This window comes from Symbiobacterium turbinis (assembly GCF_055383075.1).
The window spans coordinates 424,952-446,704 of the sequence record NZ_AP042433.1 but is presented as its reverse complement, the minus strand read 5'-3'; the positions used below and the strand labels follow the sequence as shown (position 1 = coordinate 446,704).

The 21,753-nt window shown below is 68.3% G+C and carries 22 protein-coding genes; 1 reads left to right on the top strand and 21 read right to left on the bottom strand.

The genetic code is table 11. The features are described 5' to 3' along the window. Positions 1-145: 145 nt before the first annotated feature. The 10 genes from yajC to ruvC form a co-directional block, all read right to left on the bottom strand. Positions 146-415 (bottom strand): preprotein translocase subunit YajC, encoded by a 270-nt coding sequence (yajC, locus tag ACZ45O_RS02130; protein WP_464855318.1) that lies wholly within the window; start codon positions 413-415, stop codon positions 146-148. A gap of 107 nt (positions 416-522) precedes the next feature. Beyond that, positions 523-1,002: a GNAT family N-acetyltransferase gene (locus tag ACZ45O_RS02125; RefSeq protein ID WP_464855317.1), complete on the bottom strand. Its 480-nt coding sequence runs from the start codon at positions 1,000-1,002 to the stop codon at positions 523-525. Positions 1,003-1,021: 19 nt separating this feature from the next. Next, complete coding sequence (tgt, locus tag ACZ45O_RS02120; protein ID WP_464855316.1) at positions 1,022-2,227, bottom strand: tRNA guanosine(34) transglycosylase Tgt; 1,206 nt, start codon at positions 2,225-2,227, stop codon at positions 1,022-1,024. A gap of 68 nt (positions 2,228-2,295) precedes the next feature. Beyond that, entirely contained in the window at positions 2,296-3,321 is a 1,026-nt protein-coding gene (gene queA, locus ACZ45O_RS02115) for a tRNA preQ1(34) S-adenosylmethionine ribosyltransferase-isomerase QueA (protein WP_464855315.1), read from the bottom strand. Position 3,322: 1 nt separating this feature from the next. Next, on the bottom strand, positions 3,323-4,909 hold the full coding sequence (locus ACZ45O_RS02110; protein ID WP_464855314.1) for a SpoIID/LytB domain-containing protein: 1,587 nt from the start codon (positions 4,907-4,909) through the stop codon (positions 3,323-3,325). A gap of 130 nt (positions 4,910-5,039) precedes the next feature. Beyond that, a complete protein-coding gene (locus ACZ45O_RS02105) occupies positions 5,040-6,518 on the bottom strand; it encodes an anti-sigma factor domain-containing protein (protein ID WP_464855313.1) in 1,479 nt (492 codons plus the stop codon). A gap of 21 nt (positions 6,519-6,539) precedes the next feature. After that, on the bottom strand, positions 6,540-7,304 hold the full coding sequence (gene sigI / locus ACZ45O_RS02100; RefSeq protein ID WP_464855312.1) for an RNA polymerase sigma factor SigI: 765 nt from the start codon (positions 7,302-7,304) through the stop codon (positions 6,540-6,542). 95 nt (positions 7,305-7,399) lie between these two features. Beyond that, positions 7,400-8,443 (bottom strand): Holliday junction branch migration DNA helicase RuvB, encoded by a 1,044-nt coding sequence (gene ruvB / locus ACZ45O_RS02095; RefSeq protein ID WP_464855311.1) that lies wholly within the window; start codon positions 8,441-8,443, stop codon positions 7,400-7,402. A 6-nt stretch (positions 8,444-8,449) separates the two neighbouring features. Then, a complete protein-coding gene (gene ruvA / locus ACZ45O_RS02090) occupies positions 8,450-9,067 on the bottom strand; it encodes a Holliday junction branch migration protein RuvA (protein ID WP_464855310.1) in 618 nt (205 codons plus the stop codon). A gap of 1 nt (position 9,068) precedes the next feature. Beyond that, the gene (ruvC, locus tag ACZ45O_RS02085) at positions 9,069-9,569 is read right to left on the bottom strand and encodes a crossover junction endodeoxyribonuclease RuvC (protein WP_464855309.1); all 501 of its coding nucleotides are present in this window, start codon (positions 9,567-9,569) and stop codon (positions 9,069-9,071) included. 170 nt (positions 9,570-9,739) lie between these two features. Between ruvC and ACZ45O_RS02080 the strand changes: the two genes are divergently transcribed. Further along, complete coding sequence (locus tag ACZ45O_RS02080; RefSeq protein WP_464855308.1) at positions 9,740-10,639, top strand: LCP family protein; 900 nt, start codon at positions 9,740-9,742, stop codon at positions 10,637-10,639. A gap of 724 nt (positions 10,640-11,363) precedes the next feature. On the opposite strand, the gene ACZ45O_RS02075 is transcribed toward ACZ45O_RS02080, so the two are convergent. The 11 genes from ACZ45O_RS02075 to sat form a co-directional block, all read right to left on the bottom strand. Next, a complete protein-coding gene (locus tag ACZ45O_RS02075) occupies positions 11,364-12,239 on the bottom strand; it encodes a hypothetical protein (RefSeq protein WP_464855307.1) in 876 nt (291 codons plus the stop codon). Continuing rightward, positions 12,236-12,847, bottom strand: coding sequence for an RNA polymerase sigma factor (locus ACZ45O_RS02070; protein WP_464855306.1), 612 nt, complete (start codon positions 12,845-12,847; stop codon positions 12,236-12,238). Before ACZ45O_RS02070 ends, ACZ45O_RS02075 begins: the two co-directional genes overlap by 4 nt. A gap of 133 nt (positions 12,848-12,980) precedes the next feature. Beyond that, positions 12,981-13,439, bottom strand: a complete 459-nt coding sequence (locus tag ACZ45O_RS02065) for a M67 family metallopeptidase (protein ID WP_464855305.1) — start codon at positions 13,437-13,439, stop codon at positions 12,981-12,983. 83 nt (positions 13,440-13,522) lie between these two features. Continuing rightward, the gene (locus tag ACZ45O_RS02060; protein WP_464855304.1) at positions 13,523-14,032 is read right to left on the bottom strand and encodes a M67 family metallopeptidase; all 510 of its coding nucleotides are present in this window, start codon (positions 14,030-14,032) and stop codon (positions 13,523-13,525) included. A 13-nt stretch (positions 14,033-14,045) separates the two neighbouring features. Then, positions 14,046-14,972 carry an NAD(+) synthase gene (gene nadE, locus ACZ45O_RS02055; RefSeq protein ID WP_464855303.1) on the bottom strand — a complete coding sequence of 309 codons (927 nt, stop codon included), beginning with the start codon at positions 14,970-14,972 and terminating at the stop codon, positions 14,046-14,048. A gap of 11 nt (positions 14,973-14,983) precedes the next feature. After that, on the bottom strand, positions 14,984-16,180 hold the full coding sequence (locus tag ACZ45O_RS02050; protein WP_464855302.1) for a M20 metallopeptidase family protein: 1,197 nt from the start codon (positions 16,178-16,180) through the stop codon (positions 14,984-14,986). Between the two features lie 164 nt (positions 16,181-16,344). After that, complete coding sequence (locus tag ACZ45O_RS02045) at positions 16,345-18,018, bottom strand: ABC transporter permease (protein WP_464855301.1); 1,674 nt, start codon at positions 18,016-18,018, stop codon at positions 16,345-16,347. A gap of 2 nt (positions 18,019-18,020) precedes the next feature. Further along, positions 18,021-19,109 carry an ABC transporter substrate-binding protein gene (locus ACZ45O_RS02040; RefSeq protein ID WP_464855300.1) on the bottom strand — a complete coding sequence of 363 codons (1,089 nt, stop codon included), beginning with the start codon at positions 19,107-19,109 and terminating at the stop codon, positions 18,021-18,023. A 34-nt stretch (positions 19,110-19,143) separates the two neighbouring features. Then, a complete protein-coding gene (locus tag ACZ45O_RS02035) occupies positions 19,144-20,151 on the bottom strand; it encodes an ABC transporter ATP-binding protein (protein WP_464855299.1) in 1,008 nt (335 codons plus the stop codon). Positions 20,152-20,366: 215 nt separating this feature from the next. Continuing rightward, positions 20,367-20,489 carry an RCKP-type rubredoxin-like domain-containing protein gene (locus ACZ45O_RS02030; protein ID WP_464855298.1) on the bottom strand — a complete coding sequence of 41 codons (123 nt, stop codon included), beginning with the start codon at positions 20,487-20,489 and terminating at the stop codon, positions 20,367-20,369. A gap of 76 nt (positions 20,490-20,565) precedes the next feature. Then, the gene (gene sat / locus ACZ45O_RS02025) at positions 20,566-21,747 is read right to left on the bottom strand and encodes a sulfate adenylyltransferase (protein ID WP_464855297.1); all 1,182 of its coding nucleotides are present in this window, start codon (positions 21,745-21,747) and stop codon (positions 20,566-20,568) included. Positions 21,748-21,753 lie beyond the last annotated feature (6 nt).

Below are 21,753 nucleotides of genomic sequence, written 5' to 3'. Positions count from 1 at the left end.
TTCGGTCGATTTCATCACTCATTCTACCGTATGCCCCTGAGTCGAGTCAACAGAAATGTTATTCTATCTAGAACTGCCTGTCATATAGCATGTGACCACCCGGCTTTGTCGAGAGCCGGGTGGTCACCGTGTCACCGGGTCCTTTTCAGCTGTCGCGGCGGACGCTTCCGACGGCGCTGCGATTGAAGGTCAGCTCGACGTTGGATGCAACCTTTACCCTGATGGTGTTGTTGCTTTCATCGAGCGCCTGAATCACACCGTGCAGGCCGCCAATGGTCACGATCTCATCGCCCACCTTGAGGGAGTTGAGCATCTCCTGGCGCTTCCGCTGCTGCTGCTGCTGGGGGCGGATCATCATGAAGTACATCAGCACGAAGAGCAGAATCAGGGGACCCCACTGCACAAGAAATTCCAAGGCCTTTTCCTCCTCGCTGTCTCATGGGTTCACTATATCACGCGGGCTGGGTGCCTGTACATTCGTGAAACGCCTGGCTGTCCACATTCCGCCGAACGGCTGGCCGGCTACCGCTGGCCGGCGGCGTACATCATCATCTGAATCGGCCGCATGCCGATCCGCTCGCCCAGTCCCACGGCGGCGCTGGCCATCGGCACGATCATCGACAGCGCGAAGGCCCCCTTCAAATAGCCCCAGCCCCGCACCCGCTCCACCAGCCCGGTGCCGATGCCCTGGCGACGGTACTCGGGTACGACGTACAGATCGGAGATGTAGGTGTACAGCTCGGGCCGGAACAGGGCGGGCGGCTCCTGCAGGCTGCCGACGCAGTAGCCCACCGGGCCTTCCCGCCCATCGGCCTCAGCCACCATCACCACCGCAGCGGGGTGTTCGAGGACCTGGGCCAGCCCCGTCTTAGCATACTGCATGAATCCGTCGGCCAGCTGATGCAGACCCAGCTGGGCCTGCTGCTCACGGGCAAAGGCCTCCACCAGGGGCAACAGCGGGTTCAGGTCGGCACGGGCGGCAACCCGGTACTGAATCGCCAATCTCGACTCCCCCTCGCTTCTAGCGGTTCTGGGGCACAGCGGGCTCGGAAGGGCCCATCGGGCCGCCGGCCCGGCCGGTGCCGGTGCGTATGCGTGCGCGGCGTTCCGCCTCGCCGGCGTGCCAGCGCTCCAGGAACGTCCGCCGGTATTCGGCAAAGGTGCCTGCGGCCAGGGCGGCGCGGATCTCCTCCATCGTGCGCACCAGGAAGCGCAGGTTGTGGATGGAGCAGAGCCTCAGCCCCAGCATCTCGTCCGCCTTCATGAGATGACGGATGTACGCCCGGCTGTAGTTCCGGCAGGCGTAGCAGTCGCAGCCCTCCTGAATCGGCAGGAAGTCCCGGGCGAACTCGGCGTTGCGCACGGTCATCTTGCCGTCGGGCAGGAAGACCGTGCCATGCCGGGCGATGCGGGTGGGCAGCACGCAGTCGAACATGTCCACGCCGCGCCACACGCTCTCCACCAGGTCCTCCGGCGAGCCGACCCCCATCAGGTAGCGGGGGCTGTCGGCCGGCAGGAGCGGCACCTGCACCTCCAGCATCTCGTGCATCAGCTCTTTCGGCTCCCCCACCGAGAGGCCGCCGATGCCGTAGCCGGGAAAGTCCAGTTCGACGATCTCCTCGGCGGCCTGCCGGCGCAGGTCGGCAAAGGTGGAACCCTGCACGATGCCGAAGAGCGCCTGGGCCTCGGGCCGGGCATGCGCGGCCTTGCAGCGCGCCGCCCACCGGGTGGTCCGCTCCAGCGAGCGCCTCGCGTAGTCGTGGTCACACGGCCACGGCGTGCACTCGTCGAACGCCATGATGATGTCGGCCCCAAGCGCGTTCTGAATCTCGGTGGCCTTCTCCGGCGTGAGGAAGTGCGTGCTGCCGTCGATGTGCGAGCGGAACTGCACGCCCTCCTCGGTGATCTTGCGCAAATCGGCGAGCGAGAAGACCTGGAACCCGCCCGAGTCGGTGAGCACGGCGCCCTTCCAGTTCATGAACCGGTGCAGCCCGCCCGCCTCCTGCACCAGATCGTGGCCCGGGCGCAGGTAGAGGTGGTACGTGTTGCTGAGGATGATCCGCGCCCCCAGGTCCCAGACCTCCTCGGGATTCAGGGTCTTGACCGTGGCCTGGGTGCCGACCGGCATGAACACGGGCGTCTCGATCACCCCGTGGGGGGTGTGGAGGCGCCCCAGCCGCGCGGCCGAGGCCGGATCCTGTTTGAGTAGCTCCCAACGAACAGCCAACGCCATGCCTCCCATAGTTTTCCTCAGGTATGGTACCACAGCCGCGCGGTACCTGCCAGCACGGTACGTTACAGAATGAACATGGCATCACCGAAACTGAAGAAGCGGTACCGCTCGGCCACGGCCTCCCGGTAGGCCTTCATGATCAGCTCGTGGCCGGCCAGCGCGGAGACCAGCATCAAGAGGGTCGACTTGGGCAGGTGGAAGTTGGTCACCAGGCTGTCCACCAGCTTGAAGCGGTAGCCGGGATAAATGAAGATATCCGTCCAGCCCTCGCCGGGGTAAAGCGTGCCGCGCTCGTCGGCCGCGGTCTCCAGCGTGCGGACCGTGGTGGTGCCCACCGCCACCAGCCGCCCGCCCCGGGCCCGCACCGCGTTGATGGCGGCCGCAGCCTCCGGCGAGACGTGGTAGAACTCGCTGTGCATCTTGTGCTGCGTGGGGTCCTCCACCTCCACGGGCCGGAACGTGCCAAGGCCCACGTGCAGGGTGATCTTGTGCACCTCCACCCCCAGCCAGGCGAGCCGGTCCAGCAGCTCGGGCGTGAAGTGCAGCCCCGCCGTCGGGGCGGCCGCAGAGCCCCACTCCCGGGCGTACACGGTCTGGTACCGCTCGGGCTCGTCCAGCTGTTCGTGGATGTACGGGGGCAGGGGCATCTGGCCGAGCCGCTCCAGCAGGTTTTCGAACACGCCCTCGTACTGGAAGTCCAGCACCCTCCCGCCGAAATCGGTGGGACCCACAACCGTGGCCACCAGGAGGCCGTCTCCGAAGACGATCCGTTCGCCGGGTCTGGCCTTCCTGCCGGGCTTCATCAGGGTCTCCCACCGATTCTGGCTGAGCCGCTTCAACAGCAGCACCTCCATCGCCCCGCCGGTGCGCTCCCGGCTGCCCAGGAGACGGGCGGGCATCACGCGGGTCTCGTTGACCACCAAGGCGTCGCCGGGCCGCAGGTATTCGGGCAGGTCGCGGAAGTAGCGGTGCGCGATGGCACCGCTGCTTCGATCCACCACCATCAGCCGGGAGGCGTCGCGCGGCTCCACGGGCTTCTGGGCAATCAGTTCCTTGGGCAGGTCGTAGTCAAAGTCCGAAAGTCGCACTTCAGCGGGTCTCCACCTTCGTGCCGGTGTAGTAGTGGGTCAGGATCTCGATGTAGCTCTTCCCCTGCAGGGCCATGCCGTGCGCGCCCCACTGCGACATGCCGACGCCGTGGCCGTGGCCGCTGCCGGTGACGACGACCGCCTCAGGAGCGGGTCCGGGCTCCGGCGCGGGCTCGGGCGCGGGCTCGGGAGCAGGGTTGGGTGCAGGGGCGGGCGCAGGGTCGGGGTCCCGCGGCCGCGTCTCGCCCCGCGCCGGGGGCGTCCCACCGGGCCGGGGCACCACGCCGACGACGGCCAGCGCCTCCGCAGAGGTGACCGCGGCAAGGCTCTCCAGCGGCCGCGCCACGCCCGTCGCACCCAGGACCAGGCTGCCTGAAAGCGGGCGTGCCCTGACGAGGCCGTCTGCCGCCAGGACCGCCACTTGGGCAGCCGGCGGCTCCGGCTTTGGTTCGGGCTGGGGTTCAGGCTCAGGCTCTGGCCCTGGCTCCGGCTCCGGTTCAGGCGCCGGCGCAGGGTCCGGCGGCGGAGCCGGGCTCGGATCCGGCACAGTTGGCTGGCCGCCTGCACCGGTGAGCACGATCTCCCGCGGGGGCGCGAGGAGCCCCAGGGCGGTCCGCACCTGCTGCATGGTCAGCTGCTTCGTACCTTCGGATCCGATGACCGTCCAGGTGGTCGGCCGCCCGCTGGCCCCGGCGCTGCCGGGGATGACCTCGGTCACGCGGCCCACGCCGTGGCCGGCCTCCCGCAGCCGCTGGCTGAACTCGTCTATCGTGAACGTATTGCTCCACGCGGTGTACTTGTTGTCCGGCAGGGCATCGTAATCGGGCACCCCCCGCAGGTAAGCCCTGGGGGAGCCGCCGGTCCAGATGTGTTCATTGTTCTCGGTGTGGCCGCCGGAGGAGGAGTGGTAGTAGGCCGCGACCACACGCCCCTCATAGGTGACCACCTGACCCGCCGTCTCCCGGACCGCGGCGGTGGTACTGGGCCGCTCCTGCGCCAGCCCCCGGTAGACCTGGTCGTCGGTGTTGCTGCGCAGGTCGTAGCCCTCTTCCGCCCACCTGCCCAGGTTGGCCAGGGCATAGGAGCGGGAGGCCACCGCCTGGGCCTTCAGGGCCTCCTCCGGCCAGGCGGGGTTCATCTCCGCCGGGACGACAGACAGCAGGTAGTCCTCCAGATTGACGACGTTCACCACAGAGAGCTTGCCCGTGTCAGCGAGCACCAGCTCGATCTCGCCGCGATATGCCCCTCCCTGGAAGCTAATATACCCGGGCGGCTGCGGCACCAGACGGACGGGCCCGGCAAACCACGCCTCAGCCGCATGCACATACAGGCCGCCGTCCCACAGTTCCGCGCGCACCGCCGCGCCTCCGGGCACCTCTCCCTGCACCGCGCCGTCGGCGACAATCCAGAGCCCGTCGCTGCTGCTGACCTCCGCCGCCGACTGGCCCCACGCCAGCCCGATGCGCACCGGCATCTCGTCCGGCGGCGCCGGCACATCCGCGGTCTCGGCTGCAGCAGCAGCGGGCCACGGTCCCGGCAGGGGGACCGTCAGGGCCAGGAGGAGCAGACTGAGAACCACCGCGGTCACAGGAGAGCGCGTTCGCACGGGGGCCACCGCCTTTGTGTCAGGTTGGTAACATCCATGACTCAATCGTTCGCTCCGTCAAAGATGTTCTCCTTCCCGGGGGATAGAGAAAGGGGACCGGCTGACCGGTCCCCTACCTCCCTCGATTCGCGCCACTGCCAGGGTTGCCCGGGTTTGCCTGCCCGGGTCGACCCTGGTTCCCCTGTCCGGGGCTGCCCTGATTGCCTTTCCCGGGGTTTCCCTTGCCGGGATTGCTCTGGTTCCCCTGCCCGGGTCGGGGGCGGTCGTCGTCATCGCCGCCGCGGCCGGGCTTGCTCTTGCCGGGGTTGTCCTTCACGGGTTTGTCCTTGCCTGGGTTGTCCTTGCCAGGTCCAGGGTTGTCCTTGCCGGGGTTGTCCCTGCCGGGGTTGTCCTTGCCAGGGCTGTCCTTGCCGGGTTTGTCCTTACCCGGGTTGTCCTTGCCGGGGTTGTCCTTACCCGGGGTGTCCTTGCCGGGGTTGCCCTTGCCGGGGTTGTCCTTGCCCGGATTGTCCTTGCCGGGGTTGTCCCTGCCGGGGCTGTCCTTGCCAGGGCTGTCCTTGCCGGGTTTGTCCTTACCCGGGTTGTCCTTGCCGGGGTTGTCCTTGCCGGGTTTGTCCTTGCCGGGTTTGTCCTTACCCGGGTTGTCCTTGCCAGGGCTGTCCTTGCCAGGGTTGCCCTTACCCGGATTGCCCTTGCCGGGGTTATTCTGGTTCCCCCGCCCCGGCCGGCCGCGGTCGTCGTCATCATCGTCGTCGTCCGCATTGGCCCGGTTGCCGGGCCCCGCCTGGGTGCGCCTCTGCTCCGCACGGCTGAACACCTCGCTGGGGTGAATGCCCAGCGATTTCAGGAACTGCCCGGGGGGTACCGCCCGGATGGCGTCAGCCGTCACCTCCGGATGATCGGCCTGCACCTCCTCCAGGATGAGCAGCTTCGGCACCGTGAGGTCCTGCTTGCGGGCCTCCTCCACCTCGTCCGCCGTCGCCTCCAGCACGGCCACGCCCGCCTGGGGCGCCGCGCCCTGGCTCTCGGCCTCCTCCGCGACCACCTCCCGCAGGGCGGTGCGCGACCGCTCGACGATCGTCTGCGAAAGGCTGCCGGGCAGGGTCCTCCCCCCCAGGGGCGCCACCGCCACCACAACGGCGCTGTCATCGGCGGCGGGGTTCAGCTTCCCGAGCTGAATGGCCTGCGCGGCGATGGCCCTTGCCACATCCTCGACCGGTTGACGCCGCCACTCCACCTGCTCGAGGACCTCCTGCCCATCGGGATTCAGCCCCTGAGCTTCCACGACGTGCCGCCGGCCGTTCACGGTGAGCTCAACGCTCGGGTTGATGTCGATCATCACCAGCGCGGCCGGCTGGCCGAGGCTCCACTGCCAGTAGCCGACGGGCGAGAGGACCATCAGGAGCACCGCGGCGGCCGCCGCCACCCAGCCCCAGGTCCACCGCCAGGGTTCGGCGCCGGCCTCGGGCACGAGGATCTCATCGCCCACCGCCGGATCGCCGGCGGGCAGGGGGACGCGGCGGAACTCGCCCTCGGGGGTGAGGACAATCCCGGTTCTCCCCTCCACCTCCAGCAGAATGCCCGTCTGCATAAGCGATGCCTCCTCGTGCACCTAAACCGCAATATAGCCGCGCAGGTAAACAAAGTCCTCCAGGAGAAGCAAGGCGACGGCGATGATGTACTTGCGCTGCCGTTCCAGCGTCTTGCGGCTGACCCCGGCCCGCGGCTCCAGCTGTTTCAGGGGCAGCTCACGCCGGGTCAGCAGGTGCTGGGCGAGCAGTGGATCCTCCGCCACCAGCCGGGCGATGGCCATCGCCCGCTCCCGGGCATCGGCGTGCTTGGGAGAGGCCTGCACCAGGTCGCTGAAGCGGATGCCAAATTCGGCCAGCCGCCGGGCGTACCGGGCGATCTCCTGCCGCCGCTCCTCGGCCTCAACCTGTCGCTGGTGCTCCGCGATGGCCTCCTGCATCTCCAGCCCGTGCAGGGCGTTGCCCTCGTCGTCTTCGGTTTCGAACTCGCTGAGCGGCACCTCCGCCCGGCCCTTGCTCCGCCGGTAGAAGTCGACGAGCCGCCGCCTGATCACCAATTCCGCGAAGGGGACGAATGCGCCGCCCTTGTCGGGGTCGTACTTGTCGATGGCCTCGTTGAGGGCGATCAGGCCCACGGAGACCTCCTCGTCCCGCCCCACCGTGAGGTACCGGCCTGTGACCTGGCTGCCCACCCGCAGGACGAGCGGCGTGTAGGCGCGGATCAGCTCTTCGCGGGCGGCCGCGTCGCCGGACCGGGCTGGTCCGAGCAGCCGCTCCGCGGGCGAGGGGCCCCGCTGGCCCGTGCCGTCCGAGAGGCTCAGCAGAAAGGTCAGCAGCAAGTCCGTCACCTCTCGTCTCATCAGAGTGATTCGCACGCCGCCGCACAGTTTGAGGGGGCAGCCGCATGAGGGGGGTCCTGGAAACCGCCGCGGGCCGAAGGACGTCAGAACAGGCGGGGCTGAACGGGCCCTTCGCGCTCGTCGGGGTGTTCGTGGTAGGGAATGTTCAGGTATTCGTAGGCCGCCCGGGTCACCACGCGCCCGCGCGGGGTGCGCTGCAGAAAGCCGATCTGCATCAGATAAGGCTCGTAGACGTCCTCGATCGTCTCGGGCTCCTCGCTGGTGGCCGCCGCGAGGGTGTCGAGCCCCACGGGGCCGCCGCCGTAGTTGTGGATGATCGTCAGCAGCACCTTGTGGTCCACCATGTCGAGCCCCATCGCGTCCACCGCCATCATCCGGAGGCCGGCATCGGCCACCTCCCGGGTGATGACGCCGTCGGCCTTCACCTGGGCGTAGTCCCTGAGCCGCTTCAGCAGCCGGTTGGCCACCCGGGGCGTGCCCCGGGAGCGGCGGGCGATCTCCCGCGCCCCGGACGGGTCGAGCTCCACCTTCAGGATGCGGGCCGCCCGCATCAGGATCTGGGTCAGCTCTTCCTCGCTGTAGAACTGCAGCTGCAGCACGACGCCGAAGCGGTCCCTGAGGGGCGAGGTGAGCGCCCCGTACCGGGTGGTGGCGCCGATCAGGGTGAAGCGGGGCAGGTCGAGCCGCAGGGTGCGAGCCGCCGGCCCCTTGCCCAGGATGATGTCGAGGGCGAAGTCCTCCATCGCCGGGTAGAGGGTCTCCTCCACCAGCCGGTTGAGCCGGTGGATCTCGTCCACGAAGAGCACATCCCCCTCGGAAAGCTGCGTCAGGATGGCCGCCAGGTCGCCCTGATGGGAGATGGCCGGGCCCGACGTGATGCGGAGGTTCACGCCCATCTCGTGCGCGATGATGTGGGCCAGGGTCGTCTTGCCCAGGCCCGGCGGCCCGTAGAGCAGCACGTGGTCCAGGGCCTCGCCCCGCTGCCTGGCCGCCTGGATGTAGATCGAGAGCTCCTCCTTCACCCGCTCCTGCCCGGGGTAGTCCGCCAGGCGCTGCGGGCGGAGCGTCTCCTCGATGCGCAGGTCCTCCGGCCTGCGGTGGCCGGAGACGAACCGTTCCTCACTCATGCCGCATTACCCCCGGTAGAGTTGCTTCAGGCCCAGCCGGACGAGGGTCTCCACGGACGGCTCCTCACCCGCCTCGGCCCGCGCCCGGGCCAGCGCCGCCACCGCCTCGCTGCGGCTGTATCCCAGGGCGCACAGCGCCTCAGCCGCCTCGGCCCACGCGTCGCCGGCAGGTCCTTTCGCAGCGGCGGGCAGGCCGTCGGGCATTCCGGGGGCAGCGGGCAGCGACCCGATCTTGTCCTTCAGTTCCAGCACCAGCCGCTGCGCCGTCTTCTTGCCGATGCCGGGAACACGACAGAGGGCGGTGATGTCCTCGAAGGCCACCGCCCTGCGAAACGACTCGGGATCGGTGGTGGAGAGCACCGCCAGGGCCACCTTGGGCCCGATGCCGTCCACCCGCAGGAGCAGCTCGAACAGGTCGTACTCGGCCGGGGTCAGGAATCCATACAGGGTCAGGGCGTCCTCCCGCACCTGCAGGTAGGTGTAGAGCTGCACCGTCGCGCCCTGGGCGGGCAGCCGGGACCGCGTGGAGGCGGGAACGAGGCAGCGGTAGCCCACCCCGGCCACGTCGATGACCACCGAATCGGCGCCCGCGGCGACCAGCTCGCCGCGCAGGTGTGCGATCATGCTATGACAGACCTCCCAACCGGGCGGTGAGGCTCTCGCTGTGCAGGGCCGCCAGGGCCACCGCGAGGGCGTCGGCCACATCGTCCGGCTTCGGCGTCTCCCGCAGGCCCAGCAGCGCACGCACCATGCGCTGGACCTGCGTCTTGTCGGCCCGCCCGTAGCCGGTGACGGCCATCTTCACCTGCATGGGCGTGAACTCCCGGACCGGCACGCCGCGATCCGCCGCCGCCAGCAGCACGACGCCGCGCGCCTGACCGACGTGGATGGCGGTCGTCACGTTCCGCCCGAAGAAGAGTTCCTCCACGGCCAGCGCGTCGGGCCGGTAGCGCTCCAGCAGTTCAATGAGGCCGCGGTAGAGCGACTGCAGCCTCAGTTCGGTCCGTATGTCGGACGGCGTCTCCAGACAGCCGTACGCCACCGCCCGCTCCCGGCCCGCGCCCGCGTCCTCCACGATGCCGTAACCCATCCGGGCCGTGCCGGGATCTATGCCGAGAATCCGCAAGGGCCCACCACCTCAGTCGCAGTTGGCTTACCGTTGTTCTGTTCGGGGTTCGAATGGGCATGTCCTGCCCTCGGTTGGATTTCCCGTTGAACCGCAGGGAACGTACATGCTATTCTCAGGGGGTCATCGAACCATACTTCAACTACTGCAAACAGAGAGGGGACCAGATCATGGCAACCAGACGCCGCACGCGCCGCCGCATCCTGCCCGTGGCCGCCGCCGTCCTGTTGCTGCTCATCGGCGGCTGGGCGGCGATGGCCTGGTTCGGCACGGGACCGGTAAACGTTCTGCTGATGGGGCTGGACGAGGGCAAGACCCGCACCGACGTGGTCGTCCTCGCCCACCTGAACCCCCGGAAGGGGCTGTTGAACCTGCTCTCGCTGCCCAGGGACACGCTGGTGGAGATCGACTGCGAGCGCGTGGGCGACTGGTGCGTGACCCCGGATAAGCTGGCCCACGCCCACGCCTACGGCGGGGAGCAGGGGCCCGAGGTGACCACCGCCGCCGTGGAGCGGTTGCTGGGAGTGAACATCGACTACTTCGTGCGGGTCGATTTCGAGGGGTTCCAGCGGGTGGTGGACCTGCTGGGCGGGGTGGACCTGGTCATCGACCAGGACATGCACTACGAGGACCCCTACGCAGACCCGCCGCTGTACATTCACTTCGAGGCTTCGGAGGAGCCGCAGCATCTGGACGGCCAGCGGGCTCTGGAGTTCGTGCGGTACCGGGGCGCCACCGGCGACATCGGCCGCACCGAGCGGACCAAGCAGTTCCTGGTGGCCCTGGCCCGGAAGGCGAAGGAGACGCAGTCGCTGACCCGGCTGCCCGCGGTCATCCGCACCGGCCTGGAGTACGTCGACACGGACATCGACGTGCGGACAGCCCTCACCCTGGCCGTCGCCGCCCTGCGGGTGGATCTGGACCAGACGCAGATGGTCACCCTGCCCGGCTACGACGACCCCGGACACCACCGGGGCTGGGTCTGGGTGCCGGATGAGGAGGCCGTGGCCGACGTGGTCGACCGGCTGATCGTGAACCCGCAGCCGCCGGCGGCGGAGCCGGGGGAGTAACATAGGTCATGCGAAGAACCCCATGGGCATGGGGTGCCCACGGGGTTCTTCTGCACTGTTTGGTCGCGGCGTTCTCTCGACCTTCACAAATGCTCATAAGTGGGCCACTGCCCCGGCGGCTCCAGACTTCACACCCTAGTGCTGTCTCGCCTACGATTCCGGCCCCGCGGCACCAACAACTGTCTCCCCGCCACCCCACTGCAGCACCCCGGCCACCCCGCCGACCCCACCGCCGCAACCTGGGAACCGCCACTTTTTCGCTTCCGCCTTCTGACCAAAGGGGAAAACTTGCGGTTCCCAGCCAGGGCAACCGACCCCTGGCCCGCTGACCGCTTCCTAACCCGGACGTTATGTCAACCAAATCGCCATATTATGTAACCCAGCCAGCGTTCGGCGCCGACCACCACGCGGCACCAACACCCGGAGCCCCACGCCGACCCCACCGCCGCAACCTGGGAACCGCCACTTTTTCGCTTCCGCCTTCTGACCAAAGCGGAAAACTTGCGGTTCCCATCCACGGCCAGCGCTCAGACCCAGTCACGGCGCCGTAGGAGTACAGGGATCCCGACGCCCACCCTGAGCAACAACGTCAGCGACGACCTAACGACGAACCCCGTGGGCGCAGGCCGCCCACGGGGTTCACGTCGGCTATTCGCTTCCTGCGGGTGACCGGGGGCCATGCGCCGCCGGCTCGCACAAGGAGCGCCGTGTCCGGTCGCCTCCGCTAGGGCGCCGGGGACGCCTCCCCGCCCCCTTCCTCAAACAACGACTCCGCGATCCCCACCAGGACCTCCGGGCTCACGTCGCCCGAGATATGGATCTGGGTGATCTGCCCGTCAGCCTCTGAAACCCACAGCTCAAGCTCGTTCCTGTACCCAACGATCTCCGGCAGCAGACCAGACTTCGACCGCAACTCGTTCTCCTCGTCCGCACGCGCATACGGAACGTCCCGCCGCAGGAACGCCGGGTGGCCGACCACTTCGAGGATCTCTGTATCGGGGGGCAGGTCGACTGCCTGGGTCTTCCAGTAGATCGATTGAATGATGCCGATCTGCCGGCCGTCCTCCGACTGGAAGGACTGGGTGACGAAAAAGAACCGGTCATCCTCCACCACCTTCCAGCCCTCGTCCGGGTAGTGTCCCCAGGAATAGGCCCCGGTCGGTTCGTGAATCACCGCGAAGCCCTCGGGGAGCCACGCCGGGGTGCGGATCGGGAAGGGCGCGATCTCGGCGGTCTCCTCAGGCGAGAGGAATGCGGTGTCCGGCCCCTTGGCCAGCCAGTTGCTGAACCCCTGGCGCAGCCATTCCTCCCGGCTCATGTTCAGCACCCTGACGGGGATGCCCAGGATCAGCTCGGCCACGTCGGCCATAGTGGAGTGGCTGTTGGTCACGAGCAGCAGGCAGATGGCCGCGGCCACGACGACTGCACCCTTCCACAGGGCGGCCTTACGCCGCACAGAGGCGCGCCGGGTCTGCCACGCGGCCCGGGTGCGCGCCCGCAGGTCAGGGGACACGGTCGGCGCGCCGGGCAGCGCCTCGTCAAAGGACAGCGAACGCAAGCAGCGGTCAACCCTCGAATCCGACCACTTCGCCTCGCTCACGGCTCAACCCCCCATGCTTCCAGTTGCTGACGCAGGAGCTGCCGGGCCCTGTGCAGCCGGCTGTGCACCGTTCCCACCCTCACCCCGGTGATGCGGGCGATCTCCGGCGCGGCAAGCCCCTCGAAGTAGTGGAGCACCACGGTCTCGCGGAAACCGTCGGGCAAGGTGCGGACGGCCCTGGCCAGAGCCTCGTTCACGTCCGCCCGGACGGCCGCGGCGGCGGGGTCGGCCTCCGGCCCCTGCCCTGCCGTGGTCATCCCGTCCAGTTCGACCCCATCCCGGATCCGCCGCGACCACCAAGAGCGTCGGAGGTCACGGCAGGCGTTCATCGCCACCTGCAGGAGCCACGGCCGCACCCGGTCGGGATCTTGCAATCGGTCGGCGTGGCGGTAGGCCTTGATGAAGACCTCCTGAAACACATCCTCCGCCTGCGCCCGGTTCAGCAGACTGGCATAGGCCAGGCGGAGCACGGCCTCGCCGTGCAGGTCGATCCACACCTCCACCGCCTCGTCGCGCGTACGGTCCTTCACGGTGCGGCTGCCCGTGCAACTGTCCGCACTGCGGCTGCCCACACGCACCGGACCTCCGGCTGCGCTTGCGGACTCCACGGCATCACCCCCTGTCGAGCCTTCACCTATGTAACGATGCAGGGGCGTCATCGCTTCCCGAAGGGCACGACAAATCGCCTCCCAGGAGGCATGACAAAGGGCCGGAGAATCTCCGGCCCCTGCCGCGCACGTTTCACCCGCGCCACACGCGCAGGTCGTGGAACTGGCCCTCCAGCCCCTCCATGATCTGGAGAGGCACCTTCACTGCCTGCCCGCTCGCGATGAGGAACGCCCCGACGTCCGTCGGCCCGTTCAGCGAGATGATCAGCCGGACCGCGTCGGGGTAATGTACGGCCTGCTCGATGTCGTTCTGGGACGGCACCGCCGGCGCCCTGGGGTGGGAGTGGTAGATGCCCAGGAGTTCCTCGCCCCGCTCTGCGATCTGCCGCAGGGCCTCCTCCTGCTGTTCGGGATCCACCTCGTAGAAGACGGGGCTCCGCCTCGCGTTGTCGGTGGCGAAGACGGAGGTGACGACGCCCTCCCGCCCTGCCAGGATGCCACAGGCCTCCACCGGCTTCTCCTCCAGGCAGTGCTCCAGCACCCGCTGCAGCAGCCGCCGCCCGATGATCAGCCTGCGTTCCGAAATCGCCATCCCCTCCCTCGCCGCACGTCCCCGACCGTCCGCAGCCGGTGCGCTCGGGCGGCCGCTCCGCCGCCCCCCGGGCCCCGTGCCGCTCAGCCGCCTGCCGAGCGCACCGCCTGGCGCAGATCGTACCACTCGCCGTCGTAGTGGCGGACGACGACGATGCGGTGCTCCGACACCTGCCCGTCCACGATGCGCCAGGCGCGCACCCGGGGCCGCCGGCCCTTCAGCGACACGATGATGTAGAAGGCTTCGGGCCAGGTGGCCTGGGCGATATCGGTCTGCGAGGGAACCGGGTCGCTGGTCACGTGAGAATGGTAGATCGCCGCGATCTCCTGGCCCCGCCGTTCGGCCTCCTCGGCCGTGGCCAGAAGCTGGTAGTCGTCCACCCGGTACAGGACTGGACTGCGCGCCTGGTTGTCCGTGGCGTAGCCGGCCGAAACGTGGCCGGCGGCGCCCACCAGAAGGCCGCAGGCCTCCAGCGGGCGCTCCTCATAGCAGTGGTTGATCATGCGGCGATAGATGTTTTCCGGGATGAGAATCCGGCGCTGCGGCGCGGCCGGAGGCTGCGCCGTCTGCCGGTTCCGCCTCCACCAGAGCACAGGTCCGCCTCCTTCAACTCTCCTGCCCGGGCGCCCAGCTGGGCGCCAGCCCGCGCATCTGCAGGAGCGCCTCCAGGTCGCCGGGCCGCCGCTTGTACTCCGTCCGGCGGTTCTGGTCGATGATGCGCCGCGCCACGTCAGCGGCCACGGGCAGGTCCGGATCCGCCAGGATGGCCTCCACCGCCTCCTCTCGCACCGTCAGGGTGGTGCTCAGGCAGGGGGCGGCCAGGTGGCGCTCCAGGAGCCAGACCAGAAAGCGATCGGCGTCGGCGTAGCCAAACCCCAGCTCGTTCTCGTCGGTCTGCCCCGGCCAGAGCCCGGCGGTGGGCACCCGGTCGACCAGGTCATCCGAGAGCCCGGCCTCGGCGGCAAGCGCCCGGACCTCCGCCTTGGTGCAGTCCCGGATCGACTGCCGGTCGGCCATGGCGTCGCCCCGGATGGAGAAGTAGCCGAGGAAGTACTCTACGCCGTTGCTGGTGCCCATCATGAGGCCGCGGAACGCATCGGCGAAGAAGCCGGCCGCCATGATGCGCAGGGTGGGCTTCAGGTTGTGAACAGCCCACTGCAGCCGCTCCTCCTCCAGCGGGATGCCCGCCCGGTCAGAGAGTTCCCGGGCCGCTTCCGAGAAGAGCGCCACCGCCTGCTGCCAGAGGTCGCTCAGGTCGATCGTCACCGCGGGGATGCCCAGGTGCCGGGCCACCCGCTCGGCATCCGCGACGTCCTGCCCCCGCTCCCCCTGAAGCTCCTCCTCGGTGGAGCAGGGCAGGATCAGGCCCAGCGTGCCCCCCGGCGCCGCCTGCTTGCTGATCGCGGCCACCGCGGAGGAGTCGACGCCGCCGGAGATACTGTTGATCAACGTCCTGATGCCGGCGCGGGCCATGTACTCCCGCTCCCGGGCCGCTCGCTCGGCCAGCGAGGCCGCGCGGTGCTGCTGCGTCATGCTGCGTCCCCCTATCGGTCTCCCGTCAGGAAACTCTGTACTACCTGTATATAATACGCCACACCAACCGCAATGGACGACTCGTCGATCATCAGGCGGGAGGTGTGCAGCCCGTGGGGCGCGAGGTTGTCGGGCGACCGGACCCCGAGCCTGGCGAAGGTGCCCGGAACGCGCTCCAGGTAGTAGGCAAAGTCCTCGCCGCCCATCGAGGGCTCCATCGCCCCGACATTCTCCTCGCCCAGCACGGCGATCGCCGCACGGCGGCCGATCTCGGTGGCCTCCGGGTCGTTGACCAGCACCGGGTAGCCATGCTCATACTCCATGCGGTACGTCGCCCCGGCGGCAGCGCACACCCCCCGGATGACCGTCTCGAGCCGCTCCGGCATCAGGCGGCGCACCTCTTCGTGCATCGTCCGCACGGTGCCGACGAAGCTCACCTCGTCCGGGATGACGTTGTGGGCGGTGCCCCCCTGAATCAGGCCGACGGTCAGCACGGCCGGCCGGATCGGGTCGACGTTGCGGGCGACGATCTGCTGGAGCGAGGTGATGACCTGGGCGGCGGTGACGATGGGGTCCACCGTGCGGTGGGGCCAGGCGCCGTGCCCGCCCCGCCCGGTCACCGTCACCCGCAGCTCGTCCGGCGCGGCCATCACCGGCCCCGGCGCGAACGCCATGCGCCCGACCTGCAGGTAGGGGTCCACATGCAGGCCGAAGATGGCGTCGACCTTCGGCCGGTCGAGCACGCCGTCGCGGATCATCAGCGAGGCGCCCCCGGGGTTCCTCTCCTCCCCCGGCTGAAAGATGAGCACCACCGTGCCGGGCAGGTCATCCTTGATCGACTGCAGGGCCTTTGCCGTGGCCAGCAGGACCGCGGTGTGGACGTCGTGCCCGCAGGCGTGCATGATGCCGGGCCGCTCAGACGCAAACGGCAGGCCGGTCTCCTCCTGAATGGGCAGCGCGTCGATGTCCGCGCGCAGGGCCACAACGGGCCCCGGCTGCTTGCCCTCGATGACCACGTGCAGCCCCGTTCCGCCGCCCAGATGCGACCGGAACGAGTGCCCGAGTTTCTGCAGTTCCGCCGCCAGGTACTTGTGCGTCTCGTGCTCCTCGAACGAGAGCTCCGGGTAACGGTGAATGTGCCGCCGAACCTCGTTGCCGTAGGCGTGGACCGACCGGGCCAGTTCCCACACCTGCTCCCTGCTCAACATCTGCTCAGGCCTCCTTCCCCTGCCTTCACCAGTATGGGTACTACAGCGCCGGGGCTGCGATCCCCTGCTGCCTGCCCGTCATTCCGCTAGTCTGCCCTGCGCCGGCAGCGAGCGCGTGCCGCCGTGCGGTGTGCAGAAGAGGCACCCTCTCGGGTGCCTCCTGCTTACAGACTCACCTTGCCCCGGCTGGCCCAGCGCATGAGCAGGTTTCCGATCAGGACAAGGATCAGGATCAGCACAGACAGCACGGCGGCGGACTGCGGCGAGGCGTAGGAGTTCAGGTGGTACAGGTGGTAGCCCACCGGCGTCGCGCGGCTGCTGTACAGCATGACCGACATCGTCAGCTCGTAGAACGACGGCATGAACACCAGGAACCAGCCGCCGACGAGCGACGGGCCGATCAGCGGGATCGTGACGTCCTTGAACACCCGGGCCCAGCCGGCGCCGCTGGAGAGCGCCGCCTCCTCCAGCGAGGGGTGCACCTGCTCCAGGGCGGCGGCGGCCTGCCGTACGGCGTAGGAGAGGTGGCGCACGAAGTACGCAACCACCAGGATCCAGAACGTGCCGTAGAGGTTCAGGCCGTACTTGCCCGAGAAGGCGATGATCAGGCCGAGGGCGAGCACGATGCCCGGGGTGGCGTTGGTGAAGGTGGCCAGGAAGTCGGGAATCGTGCGGAAGCGGATCTGGGTCTTCACCTTCAGGTAGGCGATGAGCAGACCCACCAGGGTGCCGCCCGTGGCCGCGAGCACCGAGGCGTACAGCGAGGTCCGCAAGGTGCGCCAGGTGACGGCGTCCTGCAGCACCGACTTCCACACGTCCAGCGACAGGTTGTTGAAGGCGAACCCGCGCCCCATGGTCTTCACCAGGCTGGTCATCACCAGCGCCATGACGGGCAGGACGGCGAAGACGATGCAGATGAGGGTGAACAGGACCACCATCGGCCACTTCCAGCGGCCCAGCTCCACCAGCGTGGGGCGGGTCGACTTGCCGGCAAGGGTGAAGTACTCCCGCTTCGCCAAGTACCAGTTGGAGAACCAGAGCACGACCACCGAGAGGGCCAGCAGCACCACCGCCAGGGCCGTCGCCTCGTGCATGGCCTCGGGCGTGCCCACGTACACGTAGCTGATGATGCGCGTGGTCACCACCTGGAGCCGGGCCTGGCCGCCGATGATCGACGGCACGCCGAAAGCCGAGGCCACGGCGACGAAGACCAGCAGGGCGCCCGCCGCGATTGCCGGCGCCGTCAGCGGGAGGGTGATGTCCCGCAGCACCCGCAGCGGGCTGGCTCCGGAGATGCGGGCCGCCTCCTCCAGCGAGGGGTCCATCTTCTCCAGGGCCCGGCTGATGGAAAGGAAGGAGAACGGGAAGTAGAACAGCACCAGCACCCAGACCATGCCGCCCATCGAGTAGATGTTGATCGGCCCCTGCTCGATGGCCGGGAAGAGCGCCCGGATCCACTGGTTCAGATAGCCGATCCGCGGATTGGCCAGGTACCCCCAGGCGATGGCCCCGACGAAGGGCGGGATCATGTACGGCGTCACGATGAGGGTGCGGAAGACGTTCTTGAAGGGCAGGTCGGTGCGCCCCACCAGCCAGGCCAGCGGAAACGACATGACCGTGCCGATGATCATCGTGAGACCAGCCGCCTTCACCGTATTCCAGACGGCCATCAGGTTGGACTTGCTGGCGTAGACCTCGCGGAAGTTGTTGACGCTGAACTGGCCGTCCACGACGAAGGCGTTGATGACCAACAGGACGATCGGGAATATGCCAAAGAGAAGGAGCACGGCCACCGCGAGGGCGATGGCCACGCTCTTGGTGTCAAACCTCAGTCGCATACCTAGTTCCCCATGATCTCCACGAACTTGTCCTTGATCTCGCCGGTGCGCGGCGCAAGGTCGTGCCAGTCAAGCTCCATGGCCGTCGGCGCGAACTCCGCCAGCGGCTTGGCGCCCTTGGGCGACTCGACGTCGGTGCGCACCGAGTGCATCCACCCGGTCACGATGGCCTTCTGCCCCTCGGGGGAGAGCCACCAGTCCACGACGGCCTTGGCGGCCTCGGGGTTCTGGGTGGTCTTCAGGATGCCGATGGGCGACGGGATGATGATCACGCCGTCCTCGGGGTAGACGATCTCGACGGGCTCACCGCGGTCCTTCACCTTCAGCAGGTTCTCCTCCAGGATGATCGCCACGGCGAACTCGCCGGTGACCAGCTTGGTCTCGGTGGAGGAGTTGCCGCCGCCGATGACGGCGCCGTTGTCACGCAGCTGCTCGAAGTACTCCCAGCCGTACTTCTGCGACAGGGCGTAGGTCGAGTTCAGGGCCGTGCCGGACTGCGTGGGGTCGACGATGACGACCTGGTCCTTCCACTTGGGGTCGGTGAGCTCGCGGAAGGTCTTGGGGGCATCCTCGGGCTTCACCAGGTCGGTGTTGTACCCGATGACGACGTTGGAGATGCGGACGCCGGTGTACATGTAGTCCTCGGTGTCCTTGTCCACCGCCACGGCGTCGAAGTGCTCAGACTTGTGCGGGAGCAGCAGGTCCTCGCCCTTCAGGAAGATGTAGTACGAGGGGTCGGCGACCATCAGCAGATCCGCGCCGATCTTGCCGGCTTGGATCTCGGCGGCCATCTTCGCGGTCACCTGCTCGGTGCCGCCCTGGAACCACTCGATCTTCAGGTTGGGGAAGGCCTTCTCCAGCTCAGGCGAGACCAGGTTGATGATGTCAGGGTAGATCGAGGTGTAGATCATCAGCGACCCGGTCGGACCCGACTCACCGGCGGGCTGCTCGGAGTCGGTGTTGGAACCCGTCGTGGCACCCGGAGTGGAATCGGTGCCGCCCTTGTTCCCCGTGTCGGAGCTGCCGCCGCAACCGGCGAGGAAGACCGACAGAGCCAGAAGGAGAGAGAGCACAACCGCGATCCGTTTCATGACAGATCCCCCTTTGAGAAGTGTGGGTGTGAGACTAAAGCGGGAATGCAAAGGCATGCTGGATGTGGAGCACCACCGGTTCGCCCTCGGCGAACATCCCATCGAGGGGGTTGCCGGTCACCCGGACCTCGCCCCCGCTCGTCTGAACGAAGTAGTCGATCTGATCGCCCAGGTAGTAGCGCCGCAGCACGGTGCCCTTCACCGTGCCCACCCCGCTGCCCTCGCGCCCGATCCGGATGTGTTCCGGGCGGATGGCCGCCAGTACCCGCTGGCTCCCGCCGGCCGGCAGGTCCACCTTCAGCACCAGGTCGTCGCCGATCCGGATGGTGCCGTCGCTGTTCTCGACCGTCGCTCCGAGGAAGTTGACCAGGCCGACGAAGTCGGCCACGAAGCGGCTCTTCGGACGGTCGTAGATCTCGGCCGGCGGCGCCACCTGCTCGATGACGCCCTTATTCATGACGATGATCCGGTCGGACATCGCCATCGCTTCCGCCTGGTCGTGAGTCACGTACACGACCGTGATGCCCAGGCGGCGCTGGATCTCCTTCAGCTCAAACCGCATGGCCTCGCGCAGCTTCGCGTCGAGGTTGGACAGGGGCTCGTCCAGGAGCAGCATTCGCGGCTCCGCCACCACCGCGCGGGCGAGGGCGACGCGCTGCTGCTGACCGCCGGAAAGCTGGCTGGGCATGCGCTTTTCCAGCCCCTGGAGGTGGACGATCTCCAGGGCGCGCATGACCCGCTCACGCATCTCCTCCCGGGGCACCCGGCGGATGCGCAGCGGGTACGCGACGTTATCGAAGACGTTCATGTGCGGCCACACGGCATACGACTGGAACACCATGCCGATATTCCGCTTCTCCGGCGGAACGTGGACGGTCGGGCTGCTGACCAGGGTGTCGCCCAGCCAGACCTCGCCCGAGGTGACCTTTTCAAAGCCGGCCAGGATGCGCAGCATCGTGGTCTTGCCGCATCCGGAAGGGCCGAGGAGGGTGAGGAACTCGCCGTCGGAGACTGTGGCGGAGAATCCGGGGATGACTGTCACATCGCCAAAACGTTTAACAACGTTGTCGAAGCGAATATGTGCCATGGTGAGCCCCCATTACAGGTTGAATGTTGTACAGACCGCTTGATAAGATTAGCCCCCGCTGCCGATACTCCTCCCAGAGCCCGCCGAAATGACAAGTTATCTCTGTCACAAGGGGCCCGCGACAAAGACCTGCCGGGTTGCAGCAGGCCTTCGTCGCAGGCTGGAGGCGCCTACTCCTCCTTCTTGGCCTCTTCCTTCTTGACGAACGTGCCCGTGGCACCGCAGGCGCACTTCCGCGGCTTGCAGCGCCCCTCCCGTTCCGCGCCGCACTCGGTGCAGACGAAGACTGCCAACTTGCCACCCCCTCCTCCCAGGTGTCTCGGTCTTAGCCTAACACCTCGGGAGGAATCCTGCGATGGTTCGAAATGTCTATGTTTCCACTGATGGACCTCGGGCGCGGACCCGAACCCCCTCCATCAGCACCCGGGCCACCTCGGGGCGGGTGAACTCCGGCGGGGGCGCCTCGCCCCGGTAGAGCATCTCCCGCACCCGGGTGCCCGAGAGCGACACCCGCTCCTCGGGCCCGTGCGGGCAGGTCTTGGGAGAGGCCATGGCACCGCAGGCCCGGCAGTAGAAGGTGTGCTCGAAGAAGAGCGGCGTGATGCCCAGCTCGGCCGGGTCCAGGCGCTCGAAGATGCGCTGGGCGTCATGCGGTCCGTAGAAGTTGCCGACGCCGGCGTGGTCCCGTCCGACGATGAAGTGCGTGCAGCCGTAGTTCTTGCGGCAGATGGCGTGCCACACGGCCTCCCGGGGCCCGGCGTAGCGCATGGCGGCGGGGAAGACCGCCAGGAGGGTGCGCTCCCGGGGAAAGTACCCGGAGAGGATGACCTCGTAGGCCCGCATGCGCACCTCCGCCGGCAGGTCGTCGGCCTTGGTTTCGCCCACCAGCGGGTGGAGCAGGAGGCCGTCGCAGATCTCAAGGGCGCACTTCTGGATGTACTCGTGGGCCCGGTGGACCGGATTGCGGGTCTGAAAACCGACCACGGTGCGCCAGCCCCGCCGGGCGATGGCCGCCCGGGTCTCAGCAGGGGAAAGCTGGTACTCCGGAAACCGGGCGGGCGGGCGCTCCACCAGCCAGACGTCGCCGCCCAGGTAGACCCCGCCCTGGCGGCGGAGCCGCTGCACCCCGGGGTGTCTGTCGTCGGCCGTGCCGTAGCACCGCAACGCCTCCTCCTCCCGGTCGTACAGGAACCGCTCGGAGACCTGCATGAGGGCCAGCAGCCGGCCTGCAGGATCCTCCAGGGCGATCTCGTCGCCCTCCCGGATGGCCTCCGCCTCGTCGCGGCTGACGGCGAGGGTCACCGGCAGAGCCCAGAGCAGGCCGCCCGCCAGCCGCATCTCCGCCAGCACGGACCGGTAGTCGGCCTCGCCCATGAAGCCGGTGAGCGGCGAAAGCGCGCCGTCGCCAATCATCTCCAGGTCCGCCGCCTCCCGGGCGTCGAGCCGCACCCGCCGCATCCGCCCCGCCCGCTCCAGGGCCTCCTCCCGGGCGGGGCCCCGCAGCCACCGGTCCACCAGACGGCCGCCGTGGGGGGGAATCAGCGCAGCCACCTCCGC

Excerpts from the sequence above, each read along its gene's own strand:
- ACZ45O_RS02105 (WP_464855313.1), bottom strand. The coding sequence starts at position 6,518 with ATGCAGACGGGCATTCTGCTGGAGGTGGAGGGGAGAACCGGGATTGTC.
- ruvB (WP_464855311.1), bottom strand. The coding sequence starts at position 8,443 with ATGAGTGAGGAACGGTTCGTCTCCGGCCACCGCAGGCCGGAGGACCTG.
- ruvA (WP_464855310.1), bottom strand. The coding sequence starts at position 9,067 with ATGATCGCACACCTGCGCGGCGAGCTGGTCGCCGCGGGCGCCGATTCG.
- ACZ45O_RS02080 (WP_464855308.1), top strand. The coding sequence starts at position 9,740 with ATGGCAACCAGACGCCGCACGCGCCGCCGCATCCTGCCCGTGGCCGCC.
- ACZ45O_RS02065 (WP_464855305.1), bottom strand. The coding sequence starts at position 13,439 with ATGGCGATTTCGGAACGCAGGCTGATCATCGGGCGGCGGCTGCTGCAG.
- nadE (WP_464855303.1), bottom strand. The coding sequence starts at position 14,972 with ATGACGCAGCAGCACCGCGCGGCCTCGCTGGCCGAGCGAGCGGCCCGG.
- ACZ45O_RS02050 (WP_464855302.1), bottom strand. The coding sequence starts at position 16,180 with ATGTTGAGCAGGGAGCAGGTGTGGGAACTGGCCCGGTCGGTCCACGCC.
- ACZ45O_RS02045 (WP_464855301.1), bottom strand. The coding sequence starts at position 18,018 with ATGCGACTGAGGTTTGACACCAAGAGCGTGGCCATCGCCCTCGCGGTG.
- ACZ45O_RS02040 (WP_464855300.1), bottom strand. The coding sequence starts at position 19,109 with ATGAAACGGATCGCGGTTGTGCTCTCTCTCCTTCTGGCTCTGTCGGTC.